Raw genomic sequence first — 21,887 nt, 5'->3', positions numbered from 1 at the left:
GTGCTACAGCGAGCTGTAAGCTGTGCCTGTATAATGAACTCGCGGTCTGAATAACCGGTTATGATCATGCTGCTCAATGATGTGAGCTGTAAGTCCTGCCGTTCTTGAACAGAAGAATATCGGTGTATACAAAGCAATAGGAATACCGAGCATGTAATAAACAGGTGCAGCATAATAGTCTAAATTTGGATAAAGCCCCTTCTCCTTCTCCATTAGTGCCTCCCCCGCCTCACACATCTGCAAAAAACGATCATCTCCACGGTGCTCACTAAGATCGACGAGGGCACGCTTCATAATCAAGGCTCTTGGATCCATCTTTTTGGCATAGACACGATGCCCAAATCCCATAATTTTTTCTTTATTCTTAAGCTTCTCCTGCAGTAATTCGACAAAGCCAACTGGTGAATCAACCTCAAGTAGTAGCTTCATCACTGCCTCATTAGCTCCACCATGTAGTTGTCCTTTTAGTGATGAGACTGCCCCTGTTAAAGCTCCGTACATATCTGATAATGTAGAAGCAATAACACGTGCAGTAAACGTGGAATTTGGTAACTCATGCTCTGAATACAGCAGTAACGACAGATCAAAAATACGTTCCTCAAGCTTTGATGGAATATGACCAGTTAGTAAGTATAGGAAGTTTGCAGTGTAAGATAAGCTTGAATCTGGAACAATTCTTGCCCTTCCTTGAAGAAGATGATACGAATTGGCTGTCAAGTCAGGTAGTTGCGCCAAGAGTTGGTAGGCTCGCTTGACATTGGTTTGTACCGAACGATCCTCTAAATCAGCATCAAAACCTGCAAGCACTGATAGCGCGGTTCTTTGTGCATCCATTGGATGTGTTGTTTGTGGCAACTGTGACAAGATCGTCCAGACTTCTTCTGCAATATCACACTCCTTGTTTAATCGTTGGCTAATGTTCTCTGTTTGCACCCGATCAGGTAAACTACCTTCAAGTAATAAATGAATCATTTCCACATAACCAATTTCTTGTGATAATTCAATTAAATCAAAGCCTTTAATCAAAATACGTTCACTTTCTGTGTCAAGGAAGGAGATGGAAGTCTCAAGTGCGACTACATCCTGCAATCCTGGTTTGAACAATGGTTCGGCTTCGCAATAGAATCCCTCCCATTTTATCAAAACTCAGAAACCGTATAACGATTTAAATAAAGCGCTTTCATTTCTCTCCTCTTTCACTCTAACATAGGTGAAATTAAGGCTCAACACTCGATTGATCATTCAACAAATTCCGACTAATTCTCACAATAAAAAAAGCGTATTCAATATAAAGTGAATACGCTTTTTACCAATCATTTTTACTTCACACCCTGAAAAACAAACGATCTTGTTTCTGAGCGAGCTTGTTTAAATTGCCAATCATCGTATGCTTGAACCTCTGTGAAACCTACTTGCAATAATGTATCAGTGATATCTTCTTGCGATCTAAAACGTAGTTGCATTTTTTCATGAATAAGTACTTCATCTGTTTGGACATTTTTCACAATTTCATAAAACGTAAATACGTCCTCGCTAAACCCCTCATACTCTGTATAAATCGCCAGTTGCTCACCTGTCTCCAGATGTTCCGCAAGATCAGGCGTGGTGTCTTTCTCCCATTCTTCCCAAACTTTTGCGAGTGGATTCCGAGTATCAAAAACAAAATGTCCACCTGGTTTTAATGCCCGATAGACATCAGAAATCATCTCTTGCCAGCTTGAATCTGTCAGAAAAACCTGAGCCACATTAGCCGTCATAATAACCACATCGTACTCATTGGTTTTGAGATCTTTACTATCTCCTAAAATCCACGTAACACCTTCAACATGTGGCTTTCTTTTTGCTTCTTCTATCGCTTCTTCATTAGGATCAATGGCTGTAATCTGATAGCCCGCTTTTGCAAAATATGTAGTTAAGCGACCCGTGCCGCAGCCAAGATCAGCGATTTGTTTCGCATTTGTACGTTTTAGAAGTTCTAGGAAAAACTCATCATCTTTTCCCCAAGCTGTTTACTTGATCATAAACTAAAGGAATCATATATGTATTCTCACTTTCTTTAATGTTTTGATTAACCACTTGAGAAAAACAGCGAGAAAAACTCGCTGTTTATTTGATTCATTCATCGTGTTTGTCGAAGGTTGATCCTTCTCTATTTTTGCTTATTTCAAACAAACCAGTAGCTGATAATCCTGCAAGACCTCCTGCCCATAAGCGCATAGCAAGATCCAAATCAGTAAACGGAAACGACAATCCCCCGACAATTAAACCAACTCCAACAGCGATTAAAGGTAAAAAGCGTTTAGGCAGATTCACTGTTCGTTTAAGCAATTCAATGATTGCAAGGACAACAGGACTAATAACTGTAGCTAGCATGAGAATGATCTCCATTTTAGCAGAACCCCTTTTTTATTAGTACATGTAAAAATATTAAAAGGGAGACGGCGAATGGAGCAGCTACTATAAAATTAGACCAATCGTTTTTCTTTGATCAGTTGATTCACAAGTCGTAATAGTCGTAAATCCTGGTTAGCCCCAAGCAATCAATGAAAGCCCTACTGGTCCATCGTTAGTCTGTACTGGAATCGTAATCTGCGGCAATCCAGCTAAGCCTGCAATACAGCTTAATTGTAATGTTTGAGATCTTCTCTGTTCAATTTGCTCTTCTGGAAGATTGAGTAGTGGTGCTTGGCCAGGTACAGTTGGCACAATCATAATCGTATTCTCTGGAAGTAGTCCAACCATATTCTCACGTACAGCTGCCAATTCCTTTAAAGCATGATTATACATCTCTTTGGTGATGGTCTCCGCCATGGCAAATCGTTCGGCTATACCTGGCCCAAATTGAGGTTGAGCAGCTTTCACCCATTGCCCATGAGCAGACCATACCTCAAACGCTTGTGCAATCCTAAAGGTTTCTTTCCAACTGTTTAACCCTTCATGTGATAATTGAATCGTCTCTTCCTCACCCATACTATCTTTTATTATTTGAGCAAGAGGTGTTAACTGTTCCACACACTTTTTATCTGCTAAAGACCAGGCATCCTCAGGTAAAAGAACTCGATTAAAATCACCTGTATTCTTTTGTTTGGGTAAAAGTACTTGACCGACTCGCTCCAAAATTTCTGGATCCCTCGCCATCCAACCTATTGTATCAAAGCTAGTGGCCAATGGAATAACCCCTTCAATCGGAACAACACCATGAGTGGGCCTCATTCCATAGATCCCACAATAAGCTGCTGGGATTCTAACAGAACCACCCGTATCCGTTCCTATTGAAAAATCAACATCTCCAGCAGCTGCAACTGAAGCAGAACCACTTGAAGATCCACCTGGGATATGTCCAGGCAAACTTGGGTTTAACGGAGTTCCATAATGAGCATTTTCTCCATTTAAACTGTACATAAGTTCATCTGTATGTGTTGTGCCCTTTAAGGTAGCTCCTTGCTCTAATAAGAGTTCAATCGACTTCGCATGACTTTTTGCTGGTTTATGTGTATGTAACCAATCTGGATTACCAACGCTTGATATGACTCCTTTTACATTAAAAACGTCCTTAACCGCAAATACTAATTCATTCAGCTTTCCCTTTGCCGTTGGATGTACGTGGACGGATTGATCCATGTACGCACGAAGTTGAGTCAATACACGACACTCCTTTCTGATACTTCCTTTTAACCATAACGAAAACCCATGAACTCATGTGTTCGTTTGTTAAGATTTCTTACACGCTTTACACATATTTTATGATACAACAAGCCATACTAAAAACACCTTAATCCTAGGAGGTTCTTAATATGGCTAATCCAGATAATCGTACAGATAACGCGCAAAAAATAAAGGAAATCATTAATCACACCGAGCAAAAAATCAACGAGACAGAGCATTTTATCGCTGCACATGGTGACGAAATGGATGATCACGATAAACAAGACATCACAGACAAAAACAAACGCAGAGAAACAAGCATAAACAGCTTACGTCATGAGATTGAAGACGAATCATAAAGGATTAAGACGAGAGAATCATCTAAAACTAGATGGTTCCTTTTTTTATACCACTACCATTGTAACCGATATCAAATTCAGGTTAAATACTTATCAATTACCCTTTCCATATTAATGAAATTAAGCTACTGTTAAAAAGAGGTGAAATAAAATGAAGACAGTGCCACTAAATCCAGACGATTTGTTGTTAGTTGAGGAAGCAAAGCAAAAAATCTCCAATCTCTATGAAGAAAACAAACATCATGTTGGAGCTGCATTACGCACAAGCACTGGTAAGATCATATCTGGGGTTCATCTTGAAGCCTATATCGGTAGAGTTGCTATTTGTGCTGAAGCGATAACCATCGGAAGCATGATCTCAAGCGGAGAAAAGGAGTTCACTACAATTGTTGCTGTTTTACATCCATCCTCAGATGAACAAGACCAAGAAGTAAAAGTTGTGAGTCCATGTGGGATTTGTCGAGAATTAATTGCTGATTATTCTCCAAAATGCATGGTTATTATTGAGGAAGGCCGTTCTCTTATAAAGGTGCCCATTCAATCCTTACTTCCATTTAAATATTCACGAGAAGACTAATTTGATGAGAAAGAGGTGTTGGAGTGAATGCGACTTTTTTCATTCGATTAAAAGCTTTTATGTATGATTACATCCTATTATTTTTATACTTAGTGCTTCTATTTATCGTGAATGTCTTCCTTTTTCCTGGCTTACAAAACTTTTTTTCCGGTTCACTGATCACGGCTCAGCTAACAGGATTTATAATGGTCACCTTACCTATTTCTATTTATTTCATCATAAGTGATTCAAACATAATCGGACAGTCATTCGGTAAAAAGAAAGCTCGCATCCAAGTAGTAGGAGAAAATGGCGAATCTCCGTCTGTTTTTCGTATAACATGCAGAACTATTTTAAAATTCTTACCATGGGAACTGTCACACTTTCTTGTTTATCGACTTGTCTCAATTGGTGATGGGGATGTTCCTGTCACGTATTACCTAATCGGCGGACTGGTCTATTTACTTATGTTTATTTATATCGGTACAGCGATTTTCACTAAAAAGAAACAATCCTTGTACGACCTACTGACCAAAACGTATGTGATAAGAGAAAACACACGACCGAATCAATAATACTCAAAATTTTAAATTTAATATAGGAGGTATTACTTTGAAGAAAATGTACATGTTTTCTACCTTTTTCTTTTTAATAATAGCTATTATATTGTTCGTACTTGATGGTAGGCCACTCAGTTATATTTCCTTTATTGGTTTAAGCGTTTGTGCAGGGCTAACTTGGATGATGGAGTCAAAAGAACGAGGAAAAGAAAAAGGTTTATCTTAATAACTCTTGGAGGTCAATTGATGAACGAAACAATGATCGAAGTTCCTTTTGGTTCAATCTTTTTTCAACTTATTGCCTTTGCTGTATTATGTGTAATTTTTTATGTCGTTTTTAAAGGGATAAAAGCTCTAAGTAAGTACAATCGAAATTAATTTTAAAAACAGAGCAAGTAGACAGCCTACAGTGTCTACTTGCTCTACTTTTATATAACTTATGTTGGCTACTAAGATATTAGTTTACATAATATAATTATTAACACCTGATTTCAAAGACTCTTATGATTTTCCTTCTAATTATTATCAAGAACCTGTATAATTAATCCATAATACGTATTTTAAGGAGTGTGTCGATGCGTAAGTTATACTTTATTTCTTCTGTCATCTTCCTGCTTATTGCTATCATTAAAGTAGTAACAACCTCAGATCCTCTTTTCTATCTCTCAACATTTGGATTAGCAGTATGCTTTTTTGCTTTAGGTCTACTTGAGAAGAAAAAGAATCAAATTAGATTCAAAAATTGATTGGAGGCACTCCCATGTCAAAAAAAGAAGAAGCAAAGATCTATTTTAGAGCAAGTATGCATATACTCCCTTGTTTTTTTCTTGCTTTAATAGCTATCCCTCTTGCTATAGTTGATTTTGAATTATGGTTTGTACCGATTATCGCAAGTATCATTTATACACATAAAGCAGACGAAAAAAGGGAGGCTTATTTAGAAGAGCACTTATATCATTCATAAAAATAAAAAGACAAGCGCACTGCGCAAGCCCCATTTACATAAATCGCATGACTCCAACAACTGCAAGCGATATAATACAAGCAGCACCTAAAATATACCACCATCCACTAAGATTGCTTTTTGAATGAACATGAATATCCAAGAAGATTAATGCATATGTGGTGGCGACTAGTAGATACCACACCCCATCTAAGTACGCAATTTCCGTAAAGAAATTAATGATAATAATAGCAATGCTTATAAACGCAAATAACGGCCAGAACTTAGCAATTAACTTCAAACTCTCACCTCTCATCCCGATCCTAACATAAACCTTTTTTAAAATGTAACGTTTCGAAAGAGAGACATTTAAAAAGTCATTAATAAAATGATTAAAAAACGCTCGGACATCATCCAAACGTTTTTCTATCATTTCATTAGTTTGTACTACCTGATTGCATAGTGTAATTTCTGATGAGCATCGCATTTGATTTTGTCATTCCGTATTTCTCATAATAAGGAACTAAGTCGTCATCACAACACAAATCAACCATATAAATTTGATCAAGCTCATTTAACATACGTTCTACTAACTGCTTGCCAATGCCTTTGTTTTTATACTCTGGCAATACTTCTAGGAATGGAATGTAGGCAGATAAAACACCATCGCTTATGGCTGTTATAAAGCCAACGACTTTGTTTGTATTTTCATCTAACGCAATAACCACATGACTGCTGTTTAGTAACAGTTTTAAGTGGGTTTCTGGCGTAGGATGGTCTGGCCAATCCACAAAAAATCCCTTTAACATCTCAGGCGAAATCTTCTCAACACTGTTTTTATAGATCATCATATATCAGCTCCTAATTGACTCGTTTTTTGATGATTAGGTAGAAGATATAGATTAATAATAAAGTAACAAAACATGACCTCCGACTATTTCTTTTGGAATACTATATGGTATTCGACAAAAATATATGGATTCCTTTTTATTTGTAATTTAAATGGGAAATAAATACCACCTCTTACCGTAGTGATTAATTATTTATATAAAATAACTGCTACATAATCGCTACTTTTATCAGTAAACTTTAGATCCTCATAACGATCCCCTATCTCTTTTAAAGCCTCATTTATCTTCGTCTCAAATCCTTTTCTAGTGGCTGCCGTAATTACTTTTGCATTCATTCAATTCACCCCCAAAGCTAACAAACTTACTTTCGACAATAATCTTTAAAATCCTCTATTTTCTCTGTCCTTTCCTCTTCACAAAAACAGCCCAAGCTTTCTGAGAAGAGAACCATTATGCCTTGTCATCTCAAAGAGTTCTAGACTCCTCTCGTCCAGTTTATGACAAGTAGAGTGTCTCCTTTAGTAGATCCTCCTATGTTTTGTAAGCTCCTGTCAGGGTACAGAGTGCTAACAATCAGTTGGAGGTCATTATGCTATATAAAAGCTTTTTTATTCACGTTTTACTTAGTTTTGCAATCCTTTTAATTTGCTCTACTCTGTTTGGTTTGCTTCTCACTGATGATAGCGTCGGAACAATATTGCTGGATCGGTTACTTTTTTCAGCATGCTTTGCTGTCGCTTGGACCGTGCTTCAGTTTGCGATAAAAAGAACGTGATCATCCCCCAAGGGAGAGGTTTCTTCCTGCTACCAATCAATTTATTGTCTATATCAGTCCCATCAGTAAAGACGGATTCTATGTTACCCTTGCATCAGAGGTGATTTAATAATGTCAACAAAATCAAAAACAATTTTAAAGTTTGCAGTCGGTTTTTCGATTGGTGTTTTAGGTTATTTCTTTTTCATGAACGTGCTTTTACCGAACATAATGTAAAAGTACGATGCTACCTAAATAAACATGAAAATGAATATTTCGTCCTTCCAACCTTCCTCACACAAACGATGTTAGCTGATTAGATATGGTCACGTTCTCTGCCAGAGGCTTAGGTTCAGTCACGACTATTAACCCTCCTAGGATAACGTGATACTGACTTTTTCTACACAGTATAGATAAGTGCATCATCTATCGGAGACATTTTTTCTTGATTCTTTGAAGGATCAAACATTACATTATAAATCATACACGCTTCTGTCATCTTGATTCCCTTTACCGATATAATACAGAGGTTAATATTTTAAGATTTACCCATTCTAATTTTTGAAGGATGATTTACACATGCTGCGTAAATTGTATTTAAATATATTTTTAGTTGTTTATCAAATAACTCTAATGGGTTCTGTAAGCGACTATATGAATAATAAGAAAGTTAATATTGAAAAAACATTCCGCAACATTAAGGACATCAGCGAGGAACTTAGACAACTTACTGTCACACAAAAATTAAAAGGAAGAAAGCCTCTCACCCGAAAACAACAGGAGCTCACAGAAATTTTAATGAAGTACGAAGATAATGAGCCAAGCAACGAGAACAATTTAGCGCTTAGTAAAGAATGCGCAACGGCTATAGCTAAGAAATATGATTTATTCGTTTATTGCCTATATCTTATTCTTTTAATTGTGGCTTTCTTTTTCCCTTTTTGGAATTATTTCTTTTCACTTTCTTTACCATTCTTAGCCATTAACATAATTTTAATAGGATTATTAGTTTTCTTTTTAGGAATAATGGCTCGTTTTAGTTTGAAACAAAAATCATTAATAAAAATATATTTATTTGTTATATTTACGTCATTATTAATAACATCAATTTTTAGATAACGCGCATGAAGAGGACTGCCATGTAGGTAGCACTCTTTTTATGTATTTAACTTTGGTAATTTTATTTTAAATTCTTAATTTCTTTTCTAATCATTAAATTCACATCAACTGTAAGATATTCCCCACGCACTACCGTCCACTTTGTTTTTATTCCTAACTCATCTTGAATGATTTTTGCTTGATAATGAGACGACCCATGAATGTTTATGACTTTAACTTCCCATATATAATCTTCGCCATTATGATTCGTTTCATAAAATTCATGACTGTGAAGTTTGTAAAATTCTATTTCTTCCACCCCCTGCCACCTTATTCGACAGTAAGGGTCATTTTCCTTCTAAATTTATTCGAATCCAAACCACACACCAATGCTGCCTTAAATGACTAGTGCCCCATCTAGTAAGGGGTATTTTATTGATATTCAGTTTGCAGGGAACAAAAAAAAGCACCAATAAATGATATCCATTAAGTTGATTTGTATTTTTTTGAGAAACTCTACCATTTTACATTAGATGCAACTGATTTAATCATTCCTGCACCTACGTATCGCTCGGTGAACCATCTTCATTTACTTCTATCAATAGAGTGACTTGATCGCTGTTCTGCGTATCTGAAGTTTTATCTTTTGCTTCGTTTGATACTTTTTCCATAATACATATTATCAGCTTTAGTGAGTGATGATTTACACTATTAATTTTAATCATATTAAAATTAATAGTCGTTTTTCTCCATTCTGAAACAAAAAAAGACCCATCCTCAAAGGATAGGTCTCAAACATTAACTCTTATTCTTCCCAAACTTTAACGTCGCTCATTACATCGCCTTGCTTGATGCGAGTAATAAGGTCTTCGCCTTCGATCACTTGTCCAAAAACAGTGTGAACGCCATCAAGGTGAGGTTGTGATTCGTGAACAACGAAGAATTGGCTGCCGCCTGTATCTTTACCAACGTGAGCCATAGATAGTGCACCCTTCACGTGTTTGTGTGGGTTTCCTTCTGTTTCACATTTGATTGTGTAGCCAGGGCCGCCTGTACCGTTACCAGCAGGGTCTCCGCCTTGTGCAACAAAACCAGGAATAACACGGTGGAACGTTAGTCCGTTATAAAAACCGCTGTTCGCTAGTTTTTCAAAGTTCTCAACGTGTCCTGGTGCTGCTTCTGGATAAAATTCAATAACTAATTTTTCGCCGTTTTCAAATGCAATGTGTCCTTTTTTCATATAAATCAGCCTCATTTCTTTTAAGGGTTCTTTTTTTCGTTCGTTCTGCTGAATGATACAGCCAGCACCTATTGTACACTATCTTTTGTAAAATATGAACTGATGAGCCTTCTAGAGTTCCACCGTTTTAGTTAACGGTACATCTAAACGGACTAGATCATCATACTCTTCTCTTTTCACAACTAGCTTGGACCTCTCCATTTTCTACAAATACGACAGGTGGTCGTGGAATTCGGTTGTAATTGTTGGCCATTGAATATCCGTAAGCTCCTGTGCAAAAAACAGCAAGAATATCTTCGTGATTTGCTTTAGGTAACGGAAGGTCCCAGATCAGCATGTCTCCACTTTCACAGCATTTTCCGGCAATCGAGAACGTATCTGTTGCTTCTTCATTTGCTCGATTTGCAAGAATGCCTTCATATTCAGCTTGATACAAAGATGGACGTAGGTTATCGCTCATACCCCCATCAACTGCTAAATAATGACGAACGTTTGGAATATCCTTTTGTGATCCAACTGTATAAAGTGTGCTGCCTGCATCACCAACTAGAGAACGACCTGGTTCGATCCAAATTTCCGGCAAAGCCATCTCAAATTGTTCTGCGTATTGCTTCATCACCTTGATCATTTGATACACGTACTCTCCCGCTTGGTAATGGTTCGTCTCCTTCTACATAACGAATACCAAAGCCACCACCAAGGTTAAGCACACGAGGAATAAATTCGAGTTCCGTACGCCAGTGCTCAATGTATTCAAAGATTTTCTCAACGGCCATAACAAAGCCTTTTGTTTCAAAAATTTGAGACCCAATATGACTGTGAATACCTAGCAGGTTCATAGTGGTACTTGCAAGAGCTTGTTTAATCGCTTGGTCAACTTGACCATTTGTTAAATCAAAGCCAAATTTTGAATCCTCTTGACCTGTTGAAATGTAATCATGGGTATGAGCTTCAACACCTGGTGTGATACGCAGCAACACATCCATTGTTTTTCCAAAACGAGCACAAATGTCTTCAAGTAAAGTCATTTCATAAAAATTATCAACAACTACACAGCCAATTCCTGCTTTTACTGCTAACTCTAGCTCAGCACGACTTTTGTTGTTTCCATGAAAATGAACTTTATTCATAGGCACCTCTGCCTTAATTGCTGTGTACAGCTCTCCACCTGAAACAACATCAAAGCTTAAACCAAGCTCATCTGCTAATTGATACATAGCTATACAGCTGAATGCTTTACTCGCATAAGCGACTTGATAAGGTACATTTTCTTTCTCAAAAGCCTCTTTAAATTCTGTTGCCTTTTGGCGAATGAGTGCTACATCATATACGTACAAAGGCGTACCGTGATCCTGAGCCAAAGCGACCGTATCCACGCCTCCAATTTCTAGATGACCATGAACATTAATTTGACTTGTTCCGTGCAAATACATGTTAACCTCTCTCCTCTTGCCAAGCTGAAAAACAGCTGATGCCGACCACCAACTGTCCTCACATTTCCCGATTATGCAAGTGTCCATTTTTATTTCACTTTATCATATTTTCCTCGTCCTTGCTATTGAGAGTTTTCTTCCTTTTGACGGATTTTGTCTTGTGGATTCACAATCGAAGGTCTCCACTTAAGTGAAGGCACAGTTGCACGTATCAGGATTTGCCACATTTCTGGAGGAGAGAACGGCAGAAACGGCCACAGATAAGGCTTATTAAACGGTTTGGTTGAGCAAAGAAACAGTACAAATACTAGAAAGGCAATAACCAATCCTGGCACTTTAAAAAAGGCAACCGAGAACAAAAAGAGATAGCGAACCATTCGGAGAGCAACTCCTAGCTCATAGCTTGGGGTCGCAAACATGCCAATTGCACCTAAAGAGACATACAAAATCACTTCAGGAGTGAGATACCCTACTTGGACAGCCATATCACCTATTAGTAAAGCTGCCACTAATCCTAATGCCGTTGCAAGTGGTGAAGGTGTATGTATCGCTGCCATTCTTAATAACTCAATACCCATTTCACCAAAAACAATCTGGAGGACAATGGGAATATGTTTTGTTTCCTCAGGACCGATAAACTCCAGTGATTGCGGGAGAAGATCTTGGTTTGTAGCGAGTAATAACCAAAACGGTAAAATAAAGAGTGAAAACATGATTCCTGTAAATCTCATAAATCGTAGAAAACTACCTACCGCCGCAGATTGTCTGTATTCCTCTGCATGTTGCACATGATGAAATAAAGTCGTTGGTGTAATAATAACACTCGGTGTTGTATCGACAATTAATACAATATGCCCCTCAAGTAAATGAGTGGCTGCAACGTCCGGACGCTCTGTGTACCTTACAAGCGGAAAAGGATTATAGCCCTGTTTGACAATATACTCTTCTACTACTTTATCTGCCATTGTTATGCCATCAATATTGATCGCTTTTAATTCTTTCTTTACGATGTTCACTAAATCTGGATCCGCTATTCCTTCTATATATGAAACACAAATGTCCGTTTTAGAACGAACGCCAACTTGAAGAATTTCATGCCTTAAACGTTCATCACGGATTCGTCTTCTCGTTAATCCTGTATTCATAATTATATTTTCAGTATATCCATCTCTTGCGCCACGTACTACCCGTTCAGTATCCGGCTCTTCAGGCCCTCGACCAGGATAATTCCTCACATCTACAACAAAAACATTCGTTGAACCTTCAAGAAGAACAAAAACAAGACCCGAAAGCATTTGTGTAATGGCATCATCCATTGAATCTGTCTGCTCAACTTGAACATGAGTTAGGTGATTTTCGATCGCTTTATGAACATCACTAGTTTTTCGTCCTCTAGCGTCAAGGTCCATGAGTTCTTTTAAAATTTCAATCAGATACTCATTGTCTGTTAGACCTGTTACATAATAGATTCCAATTTGTTTACCAAGGATCGTCAGGTCACGGACTCCAACATCAAATGAAATATCTAATGCTAATCGGTCTTTTAACCTTTCACGGTTCTCTGTATAAGACTCCGAAAATTTCTCTTCTTTCTTTTTATAATCCTGTGTCAAGGTATCCACTCCTTTCAAGAATCAGTTGAACGGCTTTTTTTGTTACAGGGCACCCTTTTTTCACATCATCCTGACCTCTCATTTTTCCAATATCACCAATTCCAATCACAACAGGTAGCTTTAATTCATCTAAAATATACACGGTGTCTCCATTTATTCGATTGATCTCGATATCTGCAAGCCCTTCTTTATCTACTCCAAAATGGGTCACTTCACCATAACGATCAATGCTAAAGTGTACATTTGACCACTCACTTGAATGAGTTGCGGAGGCAACGGCTACAGCTCCAAGTACTTGAATCTCCTCACATTTATGCAGAAAGCGCATTAACGCCTCGCCAGGACCCTCATCTCGATAGCCACAATCATCAAACATTACTAATATAGGTTTGTCTGGAGTTTGGAGAATAAGGGTTAATAAATCTTGTCCAGATAAAAATGAGGGATTTCCTGCAGAAGCACTTATGCTTCTGCATCCTAGCTCTCTTGCCACCCACTCTACTGTCTTTTTTGCGGCAGCATCTCCATCTGTGATATAGATTACATCTCGTTTTTGCTGCACTGGCTCACCCCCTTGGTTTAAATATCAACGCAACTCCAAAACTAATGACAATGGAAAAAAAGATACTAGTGGAAGCGAGAGTAAACAACCCTGTCCCTATTCCTAAAAAGCCATGATCTCCACCTTCACTCATTGCCCCATGTACAAGAGCGTGGCCAATACTCGTAACAGGAATAATTGCTCCAGCCTCTGATAACAAAAGCAATGAGTCATATAAGTGGAAACCATCTAAGCAAGCACCAATGATAACTAGAATGGCAAGGCATTGTACGGGTGTCACTCGAGCAAAAACAAGCAAACATTGTCCAATAAAACAAATGCTGCCACCGATGAGGAATGCCATCAAATATTCCATTGCTACATCTCAACCCTTTCAAGTGCAACTGCATGCGCAACAGCTGGGATTGTATCTCCTTGCTTTGCCGAGTTTTGACTAAATAATGCTCCTGTTGCAAGGAGGAGAACCCGATTTAAGCTTCCTTCTTTTAATTTTTCAAGGATATAGCTATAGGTGACAACGGCCGCACAACCTGCACCACTGCCACCAGATAAAAAAACGTTAGTAGAGCGGAATATTCTCGCCCCGCCATCTTCATGGCATTCATCTAGTTTAAAACCGTGCTCCCTCATCCATTTCCGAAAAATCGCACTGCCGATTCGACCTAAATCTCCAGTTAAAATCAAATCATAATCTGATAACTGACGTCCCGATTCGCGTAAATGAGTTAATAACGTATGTCCTGCTGCAGGTGCCATCACTGCGCCTAAATTTGCTGTGTCTTTTATCCCCATATCAACAATTTGCCCAATTGTAGCTGTTGTCACTTGAACCTGGCTCCTTTTGCGACCAAGTAGGGCTGCACCAGCTCCAGTAACGGTATATTGCGCTGTTTGTTTTTTTTGAAAAGCTACCTCCGTAGGGTAACGAAATTGATTTTCTGCAATCCCGTAATGACTACTTGCTCCAGCTATTGCATGTGTGGCGAGTTTTGTTTCAATTAACAGAGAGGCTGTTATCAAAGTTTGTGCAACTGTTGCACAAGCAGCATACATACCAAGAAAAGGCACCTCTAGATCTCTTGCTGTAAATGCTGAGGACGTTAATTGATGATCTAAATCACCAGCTAGAAAATAATCAATTTGATCCTGCCTTATCCCACTTTTATTGAGACAAGACTGGAAAGCTGATTTCATAAGCTGCCGTTCTGCCTTCATAAAGTTAGGTTCTCCACAATATAAGCTTGGATACGATTGATCAAACCACTTTCCAAGCGGTCCTTTGCCCTCATTTGGTCCCACAGCTGTACCGGATGCTTGAATATATACCGGATTTGAATACTGCCATGTATGTTTTCCAAGCTTCTTCATAATTCCGGTTCCTCTCTTATCAAATCTTTACCTGATGATTGCATGAATGACTAATCTAACTGCACTTATCACATATGCCATCACAACTCCTACAACAACAACAGCTCCAAGCTAGTTTTAAAAGATGACTTGCAACTCCCTCAATTATGCCTTCATGTCGATGCTCCATTCCTGCACTCGTCATAAGGTTGGTTAGCCCCATAATGGGTACAAGCAAACCCGCTCCAGAAAAAGCAGCTCCTTTTTTGTACCAACCAAGTCCGGTAAACATAGAAGAAAGAAGGATAAGCGTCACAAGCATCCATTGCACAGCATCCTCTCTCGTATCAACAAGAAACACATCATAAAGATTAATAATCACTTGCCCCACTAAACATATAAGTCCTCCAATTAAAAATGCTTTTCCACCAGACTTTAAAATGGAAGGCTTGGATTGATAGATCATAATATTTTTCTGATATTGTTTTTGCTTTTCTGATGCCATAAATCTGATATCCCTTCTATAACGTAAACCAAATCCACTGGAACAATGATCCTGCTATTTTTCCTAATGCAATGGCCATGAGTAAAAAGATTATTTGTGAGCCCATACCCATTCTTTTGACGAGAATTGGCCAAACATTTAATACCTCCGTTAAGGCTGCTGCTAACATGCCGACAAAAACACCAAAAAAAGTCCAATAATCGCCGCTACTCCTCGCATGGAGGAAATACTAAAGCTATAAAAGCTTGCCCAGGTTCCAATTTGAATACCAATAATACCGGCCCATTCATAGAAACGGATCATTGATTCTGAACGGGATAGTTGAGCTAGCCTGGGTATTACTCCTAAAACGGTAATAAACGCAACTAGGCCTCCTCCTACTGCTAAACCCCCTCCAAGTCCCAAGATCACGCTAATCATCCAACTAATGATCATGATGGTCTTTCTGAACGACATACTGATCTAAGTTTTGTTGGTAATTAAACATCTCCACATCAAGAGGACTAGGTTCGTCATTAAAACGTTTCTTAAAGAAATGATTAAAAAACAATACCATTCCGATCCCTAACCCAATGGAATAGGGAATTTGCAGCCAAAGTGGATAGAGGGTTTCATCACCTGTTAATAAATAATAGAGGCGAATATGAACCGCTCGCATACTGACATCCTCATGAAAATTCATGACCGCTAATGCCGATCCAACAAATAGTAATATCCACACTAACGCAATATAGAGTGGTCTTAACGTCTTTTGAGGTTGTCTTACGTACACAACCGTATTTACACTCCCTATAATCTGAATATCCAACTGCGGATAGATTGACCTAATAGAGGTTAACACCGACATGACATCGATTGTGACACGTGAACCGTCTTTTTTATTAATTTGATATATGGCTAAACGCTGAATTCGCCTCACGATGGTTGGATCTCCAGACAGTTTTGCTAATTGATCTAGTTGTAATACTTGTTGAACGGCTGCATCAATCCTCGGTCTCATCCGCAAAAAAAGAGTTGTGTCCTCCAAACTATCACGACCTTCTATGAGCTTCTCCATTAGTATGCTATGAGTTGCTATACTTCATGCGAATATTTCGGACAAAACAAAAAAACGCACCACAAATTTTGCGGATACGTTTTTTCTTCTATTCATTTGCAAGCCACTCTTCTAGCTCATTTACAACAATATCATGCTGTTCTTCTGGTATTAGAGGACTAACTTGATCCCCTTTTTGTGGACCATAATCTCCAAAGTTCGCATGGTTCCCCTCTTCAATGACAACTTTTAAGGTTTCACTAGGGAGGTTATCCTCGTACTCAGCCATTTTCTCAGGTGTTGAAAGGCCATCTAATCCACCAGCTATATCTAATACTGAAAGATTTGTTTCAGACAAATCACTAGCTGAATAAGCACCTAATAAAAATAAACCCGCAATCGAAGTTTCATGGTCGCCCGCAAAAGAAGCTGCCATCGCACCACCAAGTGAATGTCCACCGATGTACCAATCAGAAATGTCAGGATACTGCTCCATTACAGACGTCGCTTTGGATGGACTCAGCACGGCTAGATTAAATGGCATTTGAGGAATAAAAACAAAGTAGCCCTCTTCACTTAATTTATGCCCTAAATAATTGTAGGCATCTGGTTCCACCTTAGCTCCCTGATAGAAAATAACCCCTTTTTCAGCCTCTTGGCTTCCAAACGCCAATCCATGATTTACTTCTTCCCCAGCCATCTCTTTTGCTGCATCTGTTGCATCGTACGTAAATGATGCCCAAATTACAGCAGATATTAAAATGATTAAAACAATAGCCGCTACAATTGTCAGTAGCCTAGTCCATACCTTTTTCATACGTTCTCCTTATGCTGTCTTTGATCGAAAGAAGCGGATAATTTGATAGACAACACCCAAAGTGATCGACGCAATTAAGATCCATAACAGTGTTACCAGGCCTGTTCTATCTTGTTCTTTCACAATGATTCCAACGAATGCCCAAATCACGATAAGTGGATACATGATATCTCGATGTCTAAGTGTCACAAATAAAGTGACAAGCGTTGCAACAATTAACATGATGATTGTCCATGTAAGCTCATCTAATCCCAAAAACGACTCAATTCCAGAAGCGTTCATCCAAGCAAATACATTTACAATAACCGCGACTGTTATCCATCCTAGATAAGCTGAAAACGGTAGTCTATGCCACCAAGGTGTGCCTGGGATCGATTCGATTTTTAGGTAGATCGTTAAGACAGTTAAAAACACACCTAAAATGACAAAAATAGATAAACCAATCCATTCATTTTCAAATACTAAGATCCACAAGCTATTTAAAAGAATATTAGCAGCAAACCAGCCGCCTATATTTTTGTAGCTTTTTATTTCTATATCGTTTGCAAAAAACATACGGATGATCCAAATTGTGATCAACAGATAGATAAATCCCCAAATCGAGAAAGCGTAGCCTTCAGGTTGAATAATTGACCCTAGTGCATCAGCAACATTACCTACATTTTGTGAAGAAGGAAAGATGTAATTCATTCCTAAAGCAATAATAAAAGCGGCGATATTAATCAACGCAAGTTTTCGTACATTATTCATACGATTTCCTCCTATTAATCCTTATTTCATGTGATAAGGAGAGAAAGTGATTTTAATCACCGTTATTCATAATGCCATCTAAATAAACATTGACGAGAAACTCTGCTCTTTTACGTGCATCTGATTCCTCAACTTTTGCCAGTCTATCCATTTCAGGAAGCTGCTGATGAACCATGCCAAGATAAACATGTGCGAGTTTAGCCAGATGGGTGGAATCTTCTTCAATTAATCGTTCGTTTATTAAAGTACCTTTTAACAACTGTTCGATAGGAGTCAGATATGCACTTGTCCAATGATGCCGGATCGTGAGTTGTTGCTCCAGATCCATATGTTGTTTCATGTCACTATTAATTTGCCCTAAATTCTTCGGACGATTTAATAATATATAGATGGTTACTTCAAGTAGGGCATCTCGCACCGAACCCTGACTCGCAACAATTGCATGAATGGCCTCTTCCGTTTTCCCTAAATCCGTCTGCAGCACAGCAAGATAGATACTCACTTTATTCGGAAAATGATGATAAAGAGCAGGCTGTGTAATGCCACACTCACTTGCAATCAATCGTGTTGAAACTCCTGCAAATCCTTTCTCCATAAACAACTGGTGTGCTGTTTGAATGATATGGAGAGAGGTGTCATGCTTTGTTTTTGTTTCTTCATTTTTTTTATTTTTCATAGTTAGGATCCCTCACTTATCACATGATAAGCTAATTCACCAATTCAATCAAATCTAAACCTATTTTTTGAGAGAATATTAGAAAATGTGTTCGGCTTGGGGGTATAAAAGGATAAACGAATTCATTGGAGATGGTTGAGATCGCTTCCCTTTCACGTTCACCTGTTCTTCACCAAACAAAACAACGAACGATCCTGAAATCTGGATCATTCGTTGTATGCCATACCTTATTGATATCCATCCATCTCATGTTTCATATGTTCCAGTATCTTTTTTTCAAGCCTTGAAACCTGAACTTGAGAGATGCCAAGCCTTTCTGCCACCTCAGATTGAGTTTGATCTTTATAATATCTTAGATAAACAATAAGGCGTTCTCGATCCTCTAGATCCTTTATCACTTCTTTTAACGCAATCTTATCAAACCAACGACTTTCTGATTGATCTGCCATTTGATCTAATACAGTGATTGGGTCGCCATCGTTTTCGTAAACAGTTTCATGAATGGAGGTAAGTGGCCGACTTGCTTCACCTGCAAAAACAATTTCTTCAGGTGAAACCTCCAAGCTGCTTAGCCATTTCATTTACCGTAGGCGTACGCCCGAGGGTTTTTGTCAATTCGTCCTTCATTTTTCGAATTCGATTACCAAGTTCTTTAATGGAACGACTTACTTTTACAGTCCCATCATCGCGTAAAAATCGTTGTATTTCACCAATAATCATGGGTACAGCATACGTAGAGAACTTCACATCATAACTTAAATCAAACTTATCAACGGATTTAATTAAGCCAATGCATCCAATTTGGAATAAGTCATCAGCCTCATAACCACGATTCATAAAACGTTGAACAACAGACCAGACCAGTCTTGTGTTTCGACTGACAATTTTGTTACGAGCTTCAATATCACCGTCTTGACTGGCTTTGATGAGCTCTTTGACTTCTGTGTCTGTTAGCTGACCTTTCTGAGCCTTTTTACGTTTTACCTCCACGTCCATAGGCAAAGCCCCTTAATTATAAATTGCTTTTTTAGTTGATAGTTGCTTCTTTAAGAAAATCGAAGTTCCAAGCATTGGCTCTGACACAACTTTCATCTCATCACAAAAGTTTTCCATAATCGTAAAACCCATTCCTGATCTCTCAAGTTCTGGTTTTGTTGTATAAAGAGGTTGTCTCGCTTCTTCTAAATCGGTGATTCCCATACCTTCATCACGAATGATAAGCTCTAAGCATTCATTTTCTATGGAAGCTGTGATATAGACCTTACCTTCAGATTGGTTGTGGTACCCATGAATGATTGAATTTGTTACAGCCTCAGAAACAACTGTTTTAATTTCCGTTATCTCTTCCATGGTTGGATCAATTTGAGCAATAAAGGCAGCCACTGTCACACGTGCAAAGGACTCATTTGAACTGATAGCCGAAAAACTAAGCTCCATCCTGTTCTGCATACTAAGCCACCCCCAGTGTTTCTAATGCAAACTGTTCGTTCGCCTCAAGTCGAACAATTTTAAACAAACCGGACATTTCAAATAATCGGCGGACTGCTGGAGAAATGGCACAAACAACCATCTCGCCTCCATTAGCACGGACCTGTTTATAACGGCCAAGAATGACTCCTAAGCCAGAGCTATCCATAAATGATAGCAATTCAAGATTTAATACAAGATGCTTCACTTGACCAGTTTCTAATTGTTCCTCAACATTAGCGCGTAATCTTGCAGCTGAATGATGATCTAGTTCTCCTTCAAGGCGCACGAGCAACACACTGTCTTTTCGTTCAAGGTCAATAAGCAAGCTCAATGTAGATCCCTCCTTAACATGGTGAACAGGCTGTCCTGTTTTTCCTAGTTTAGAACATTCGCTCTACACCTGCCTGCCTCCTGCACCATGACAAAACTAGTCATTATATTAAAAATTATTCGCCTATCCGCTTAGTTTCCGCCAAAACCGCCAAGAACTCGCTTAAATAACGTCCACCACGATGCTTCCGCTATCTCTTCTTCTGCAACTAACGGGGTTTCACTCACAACTTTATCGCCATTCTCAATGATCAATGTACCTATCTCATCACCTTTGTGAACGGGAGCTTTTATATTTTCTGCTAGTTCAACTCTCTCTTTCACTTCTTCAACAGATTCGCCTTTTTTCGTCAGAATGGAGACAGATTCGCCTGTTACAGCCTGTACATTTCGTTTTTGCCCTTTACTAATCTTCACTTCTGCAACTGAGTCATTTCTCTCATGCAGCTTATGGGTTTTAAATTGACTAAATGCAAAATCAAGCATTGTTGTCACATCTGCATTTCTTTCCTTAGGAGAAGGAGATCCCATCACAACAGCAATAATTCGCATCCCATCTTTTTCAGCCGTTGCTGTTAACCCATATTTCGCTTCTTTTGTGTAACCTGTTTTTAATCCATCAACACCTGGATAGAATCGAACAAGTTTATTTGTATTCACTAACCAAAATGGTTTTTCTGTGTCTGACCGTAAATAATCCTCATAGATACCCGTAAATTTTGTAATGTCTTCGTACTTTAAAAGTTCTTTAGACATCACCGCTAAATCATGAGCAGATGTGTAATGATTTTCAACTGGCAGACCATTTGAATTAGAGAAATGTGTTTTTGTTAAACCAAGCTCTTGCGCCTTTTCATTCATCATTTCAGCAAATCCAGCTTCCGTTCCTCCAAGGTGCTCAGCCATTGCTACAGAAGCATCATTTCCCGATGCTACCGCAATGCCTTTTAACATGTCTTGAACGGACATCTCCTCGCCTGGCTCTAAGAAGATCTGTGATCCTCCCATTGACGCTGCGTTATCACTGACTCGAATCATATCTTCATACTTAAGTTGCTTCTTATCGATGGCTTCCATGATTAGTAGCATCGTCATTATCTTTGTCATACTTGCTGGTGGTAACGATTCTTCACTATTCTTCTCATAAAGCACTTCACCTGTATCGCGTTCCATTATGATTGCGGAGGAAGCCTTTTCTGCAAATATTAAATCTGTTTTGTTTTCTTTTTCCGCTGCCCCTGCTATTGGAACCATTAAACTTAGTATCATCGTAAAACTGATTAAACCAGCTATCACTTTTTTCATAACAATGTCCTCCATCTCAATATAGCTCAACATTCTT

The 21,887-nt window shown here is 38.5% G+C and carries 29 protein-coding genes and 3 pseudogenes; 8 read left to right on the top strand and 24 right to left on the bottom strand.

The window, feature by feature from the left end:
* Positions 1 to 3: 3 nt before the first annotated feature.
* The 4 genes from mmgD to NDM98_RS01125 all read right to left on the bottom strand — a co-directional run bounded on the left by mmgD (position 4) and on the right by NDM98_RS01125 (position 3,642).
* Entirely contained in the window at positions 4 to 1,140 is a 1,137-nt protein-coding gene (gene mmgD / locus NDM98_RS01140) for a citrate synthase (RefSeq protein WP_251608855.1), read from the bottom strand.
* 179 nt (positions 1,141 to 1,319) lie between these two features.
* The gene (locus tag NDM98_RS01135) at positions 1,320 to 1,946 is read right to left on the bottom strand and encodes a class I SAM-dependent methyltransferase (protein ID WP_251608852.1); all 627 of its coding nucleotides are present in this window, start codon (positions 1,944 to 1,946) and stop codon (positions 1,320 to 1,322) included.
* 169 nt (positions 1,947 to 2,115) lie between these two features.
* Positions 2,116 to 2,388 carry a holin gene (locus tag NDM98_RS01130; RefSeq protein WP_251603569.1) on the bottom strand — a complete coding sequence of 91 codons (273 nt, stop codon included), beginning with the start codon at positions 2,386 to 2,388 and terminating at the stop codon, positions 2,116 to 2,118.
* A 138-nt stretch (positions 2,389 to 2,526) separates the two neighbouring features.
* Positions 2,527 to 3,642 carry an amidase gene (locus tag NDM98_RS01125; RefSeq protein WP_307728584.1) on the bottom strand — a complete coding sequence of 372 codons (1,116 nt, stop codon included), beginning with the start codon at positions 3,640 to 3,642 and terminating at the stop codon, positions 2,527 to 2,529.
* Positions 3,643 to 3,794: 152 nt separating this feature from the next.
* On the opposite strand from NDM98_RS01125, the gene tlp reads away from it, so the two are divergent.
* The 7 genes from tlp to NDM98_RS01095 all read left to right on the top strand — a co-directional run bounded on the left by tlp (position 3,795) and on the right by NDM98_RS01095 (position 6,084).
* Complete coding sequence (gene tlp, locus NDM98_RS01120; RefSeq protein WP_251603566.1) at positions 3,795 to 4,004, top strand: small acid-soluble spore protein Tlp; 210 nt, start codon at positions 3,795 to 3,797, stop codon at positions 4,002 to 4,004.
* A 151-nt stretch (positions 4,005 to 4,155) separates the two neighbouring features.
* Positions 4,156 to 4,581 (top strand): cytidine deaminase, encoded by a 426-nt coding sequence (locus NDM98_RS01115; RefSeq protein WP_251603563.1) that lies wholly within the window; start codon positions 4,156 to 4,158, stop codon positions 4,579 to 4,581.
* A gap of 23 nt (positions 4,582 to 4,604) precedes the next feature.
* The gene (locus NDM98_RS01110) at positions 4,605 to 5,135 is read left to right on the top strand and encodes an RDD family protein (RefSeq protein WP_251603560.1); all 531 of its coding nucleotides are present in this window, start codon (positions 4,605 to 4,607) and stop codon (positions 5,133 to 5,135) included.
* A 37-nt stretch (positions 5,136 to 5,172) separates the two neighbouring features.
* Positions 5,173 to 5,346 carry a hypothetical protein gene (locus NDM98_RS01105; RefSeq protein ID WP_251603556.1) on the top strand — a complete coding sequence of 58 codons (174 nt, stop codon included), beginning with the start codon at positions 5,173 to 5,175 and terminating at the stop codon, positions 5,344 to 5,346.
* 20 nt (positions 5,347 to 5,366) lie between these two features.
* Positions 5,367 to 5,498, top strand: coding sequence for a hypothetical protein (locus NDM98_RS23385; protein WP_285803864.1), 132 nt, complete (start codon positions 5,367 to 5,369; stop codon positions 5,496 to 5,498).
* A gap of 197 nt (positions 5,499 to 5,695) precedes the next feature.
* Positions 5,696 to 5,866: a hypothetical protein gene (locus NDM98_RS01100; RefSeq protein WP_251603553.1), complete on the top strand. Its 171-nt coding sequence runs from the start codon at positions 5,696 to 5,698 to the stop codon at positions 5,864 to 5,866.
* Between the two features lie 14 nt (positions 5,867 to 5,880).
* Entirely contained in the window at positions 5,881 to 6,084 is a 204-nt protein-coding gene (locus NDM98_RS01095) for a hypothetical protein (protein ID WP_251603550.1), read from the top strand.
* A gap of 34 nt (positions 6,085 to 6,118) precedes the next feature.
* On the opposite strand, the gene NDM98_RS01090 is transcribed toward NDM98_RS01095, so the two are convergent.
* From NDM98_RS01090 to NDM98_RS01080, 3 genes are all read right to left on the bottom strand, one after another.
* On the bottom strand, positions 6,119 to 6,364 hold the full coding sequence (locus tag NDM98_RS01090; protein ID WP_251603547.1) for a hypothetical protein: 246 nt from the start codon (positions 6,362 to 6,364) through the stop codon (positions 6,119 to 6,121).
* A gap of 136 nt (positions 6,365 to 6,500) precedes the next feature.
* Positions 6,501 to 6,911 (bottom strand): GNAT family N-acetyltransferase, encoded by a 411-nt coding sequence (locus NDM98_RS01085; RefSeq protein ID WP_251608849.1) that lies wholly within the window; start codon positions 6,909 to 6,911, stop codon positions 6,501 to 6,503.
* Positions 6,912 to 7,102: 191 nt separating this feature from the next.
* Positions 7,103 to 7,249: a hypothetical protein gene (locus NDM98_RS01080; protein WP_251603544.1), complete on the bottom strand. Its 147-nt coding sequence runs from the start codon at positions 7,247 to 7,249 to the stop codon at positions 7,103 to 7,105.
* Between the two features lie 998 nt (positions 7,250 to 8,247).
* Here NDM98_RS01080 and NDM98_RS01075 point away from each other — a divergent pair.
* On the top strand, positions 8,248 to 8,787 hold the full coding sequence (locus NDM98_RS01075; RefSeq protein ID WP_251603541.1) for a hypothetical protein: 540 nt from the start codon (positions 8,248 to 8,250) through the stop codon (positions 8,785 to 8,787).
* Positions 8,788 to 8,848: 61 nt separating this feature from the next.
* On the opposite strand, the gene NDM98_RS01070 is transcribed toward NDM98_RS01075, so the two are convergent.
* The 17 genes and pseudogenes from NDM98_RS01070 to NDM98_RS00990 all read right to left on the bottom strand — a co-directional run bounded on the left by NDM98_RS01070 (position 8,849) and on the right by NDM98_RS00990 (position 21,850).
* Positions 8,849 to 9,085 (bottom strand): hypothetical protein, encoded by a 237-nt coding sequence (locus NDM98_RS01070; RefSeq protein ID WP_251603539.1) that lies wholly within the window; start codon positions 9,083 to 9,085, stop codon positions 8,849 to 8,851.
* A gap of 486 nt (positions 9,086 to 9,571) precedes the next feature.
* Positions 9,572 to 10,006 (bottom strand): peptidylprolyl isomerase, encoded by a 435-nt coding sequence (locus tag NDM98_RS01065; protein ID WP_251603536.1) that lies wholly within the window; start codon positions 10,004 to 10,006, stop codon positions 9,572 to 9,574.
* A gap of 111 nt (positions 10,007 to 10,117) precedes the next feature.
* Positions 10,118 to 11,439: pseudogene (lysA, locus tag NDM98_RS01060) on the bottom strand (diaminopimelate decarboxylase).
* A gap of 122 nt (positions 11,440 to 11,561) precedes the next feature.
* Positions 11,562 to 13,052, bottom strand: coding sequence for a spore germination protein (locus NDM98_RS01055; RefSeq protein ID WP_251603533.1), 1,491 nt, complete (start codon positions 13,050 to 13,052; stop codon positions 11,562 to 11,564).
* Complete coding sequence (gene spoVAEA, locus NDM98_RS01050; RefSeq protein WP_251603530.1) at positions 13,036 to 13,614, bottom strand: stage V sporulation protein SpoVABEA; 579 nt, start codon at positions 13,612 to 13,614, stop codon at positions 13,036 to 13,038. The genes NDM98_RS01055 and spoVAEA overlap by 17 nt, the downstream gene beginning before the upstream one ends.
* A 4-nt stretch (positions 13,615 to 13,618) precedes the next feature.
* On the bottom strand, positions 13,619 to 13,969 hold the full coding sequence (locus tag NDM98_RS01045) for a SpoVA/SpoVAEb family sporulation membrane protein (protein ID WP_251603528.1): 351 nt from the start codon (positions 13,967 to 13,969) through the stop codon (positions 13,619 to 13,621).
* 2 nt (positions 13,970 to 13,971) lie between these two features.
* On the bottom strand, positions 13,972 to 14,982 hold the full coding sequence (gene spoVAD / locus NDM98_RS01040) for a stage V sporulation protein AD (protein WP_251603526.1): 1,011 nt from the start codon (positions 14,980 to 14,982) through the stop codon (positions 13,972 to 13,974).
* A 55-nt stretch (positions 14,983 to 15,037) separates the two neighbouring features.
* Positions 15,038 to 15,466, bottom strand: a complete 429-nt coding sequence (locus NDM98_RS01035; RefSeq protein ID WP_251603524.1) for a SpoVA/SpoVAEb family sporulation membrane protein — start codon at positions 15,464 to 15,466, stop codon at positions 15,038 to 15,040.
* A gap of 16 nt (positions 15,467 to 15,482) precedes the next feature.
* Positions 15,483 to 15,901, bottom strand: a pseudogene (locus NDM98_RS01030) (stage V sporulation protein AB).
* Complete coding sequence (locus tag NDM98_RS01025; protein WP_307728583.1) at positions 15,891 to 16,472, bottom strand: stage V sporulation protein AA; 582 nt, start codon at positions 16,470 to 16,472, stop codon at positions 15,891 to 15,893. Before NDM98_RS01025 ends, NDM98_RS01030 begins: the two are co-directional and overlap by 11 nt.
* Before the next feature lie 139 nt (positions 16,473 to 16,611).
* The gene (locus tag NDM98_RS01020) at positions 16,612 to 17,319 is read right to left on the bottom strand and encodes an alpha/beta hydrolase (RefSeq protein WP_251603522.1); all 708 of its coding nucleotides are present in this window, start codon (positions 17,317 to 17,319) and stop codon (positions 16,612 to 16,614) included.
* A gap of 9 nt (positions 17,320 to 17,328) precedes the next feature.
* Positions 17,329 to 18,069, bottom strand: coding sequence for a TspO-related membrane protein (locus NDM98_RS01015; protein WP_251603519.1), 741 nt, complete (start codon positions 18,067 to 18,069; stop codon positions 17,329 to 17,331).
* Positions 18,070 to 18,121: 52 nt separating this feature from the next.
* A complete protein-coding gene (locus NDM98_RS01010) occupies positions 18,122 to 18,745 on the bottom strand; it encodes a TetR/AcrR family transcriptional regulator (protein ID WP_251603516.1) in 624 nt (207 codons plus the stop codon).
* 227 nt (positions 18,746 to 18,972) lie between these two features.
* Positions 18,973 to 19,741 (bottom strand): annotated as a pseudogene (gene sigF, locus NDM98_RS01005) (RNA polymerase sporulation sigma factor SigF).
* A gap of 12 nt (positions 19,742 to 19,753) precedes the next feature.
* A complete protein-coding gene (gene spoIIAB / locus NDM98_RS01000) occupies positions 19,754 to 20,194 on the bottom strand; it encodes an anti-sigma F factor (protein ID WP_251603512.1) in 441 nt (146 codons plus the stop codon).
* Between the two features lies 1 nt (position 20,195).
* Entirely contained in the window at positions 20,196 to 20,546 is a 351-nt protein-coding gene (gene spoIIAA, locus NDM98_RS00995) for an anti-sigma F factor antagonist (protein WP_251603493.1), read from the bottom strand.
* Positions 20,547 to 20,677: 131 nt separating this feature from the next.
* The gene (locus tag NDM98_RS00990) at positions 20,678 to 21,850 is read right to left on the bottom strand and encodes a D-alanyl-D-alanine carboxypeptidase family protein (protein WP_251603490.1); all 1,173 of its coding nucleotides are present in this window, start codon (positions 21,848 to 21,850) and stop codon (positions 20,678 to 20,680) included.
* Positions 21,851 to 21,887: the final 37 nt, after the last annotated feature.

Origin of the sequence: Alkalicoccobacillus plakortidis (genome assembly GCF_023703085.1) — a bacterium.
GTDB lineage: Bacteria > Bacillota > Bacilli > Bacillales > Bacillaceae_D > Alkalicoccobacillus > Alkalicoccobacillus plakortidis.
The sequence above is the reverse complement of the archived record's forward strand: the minus strand, read 5'-3'. Positions and strand labels throughout refer to the sequence as shown.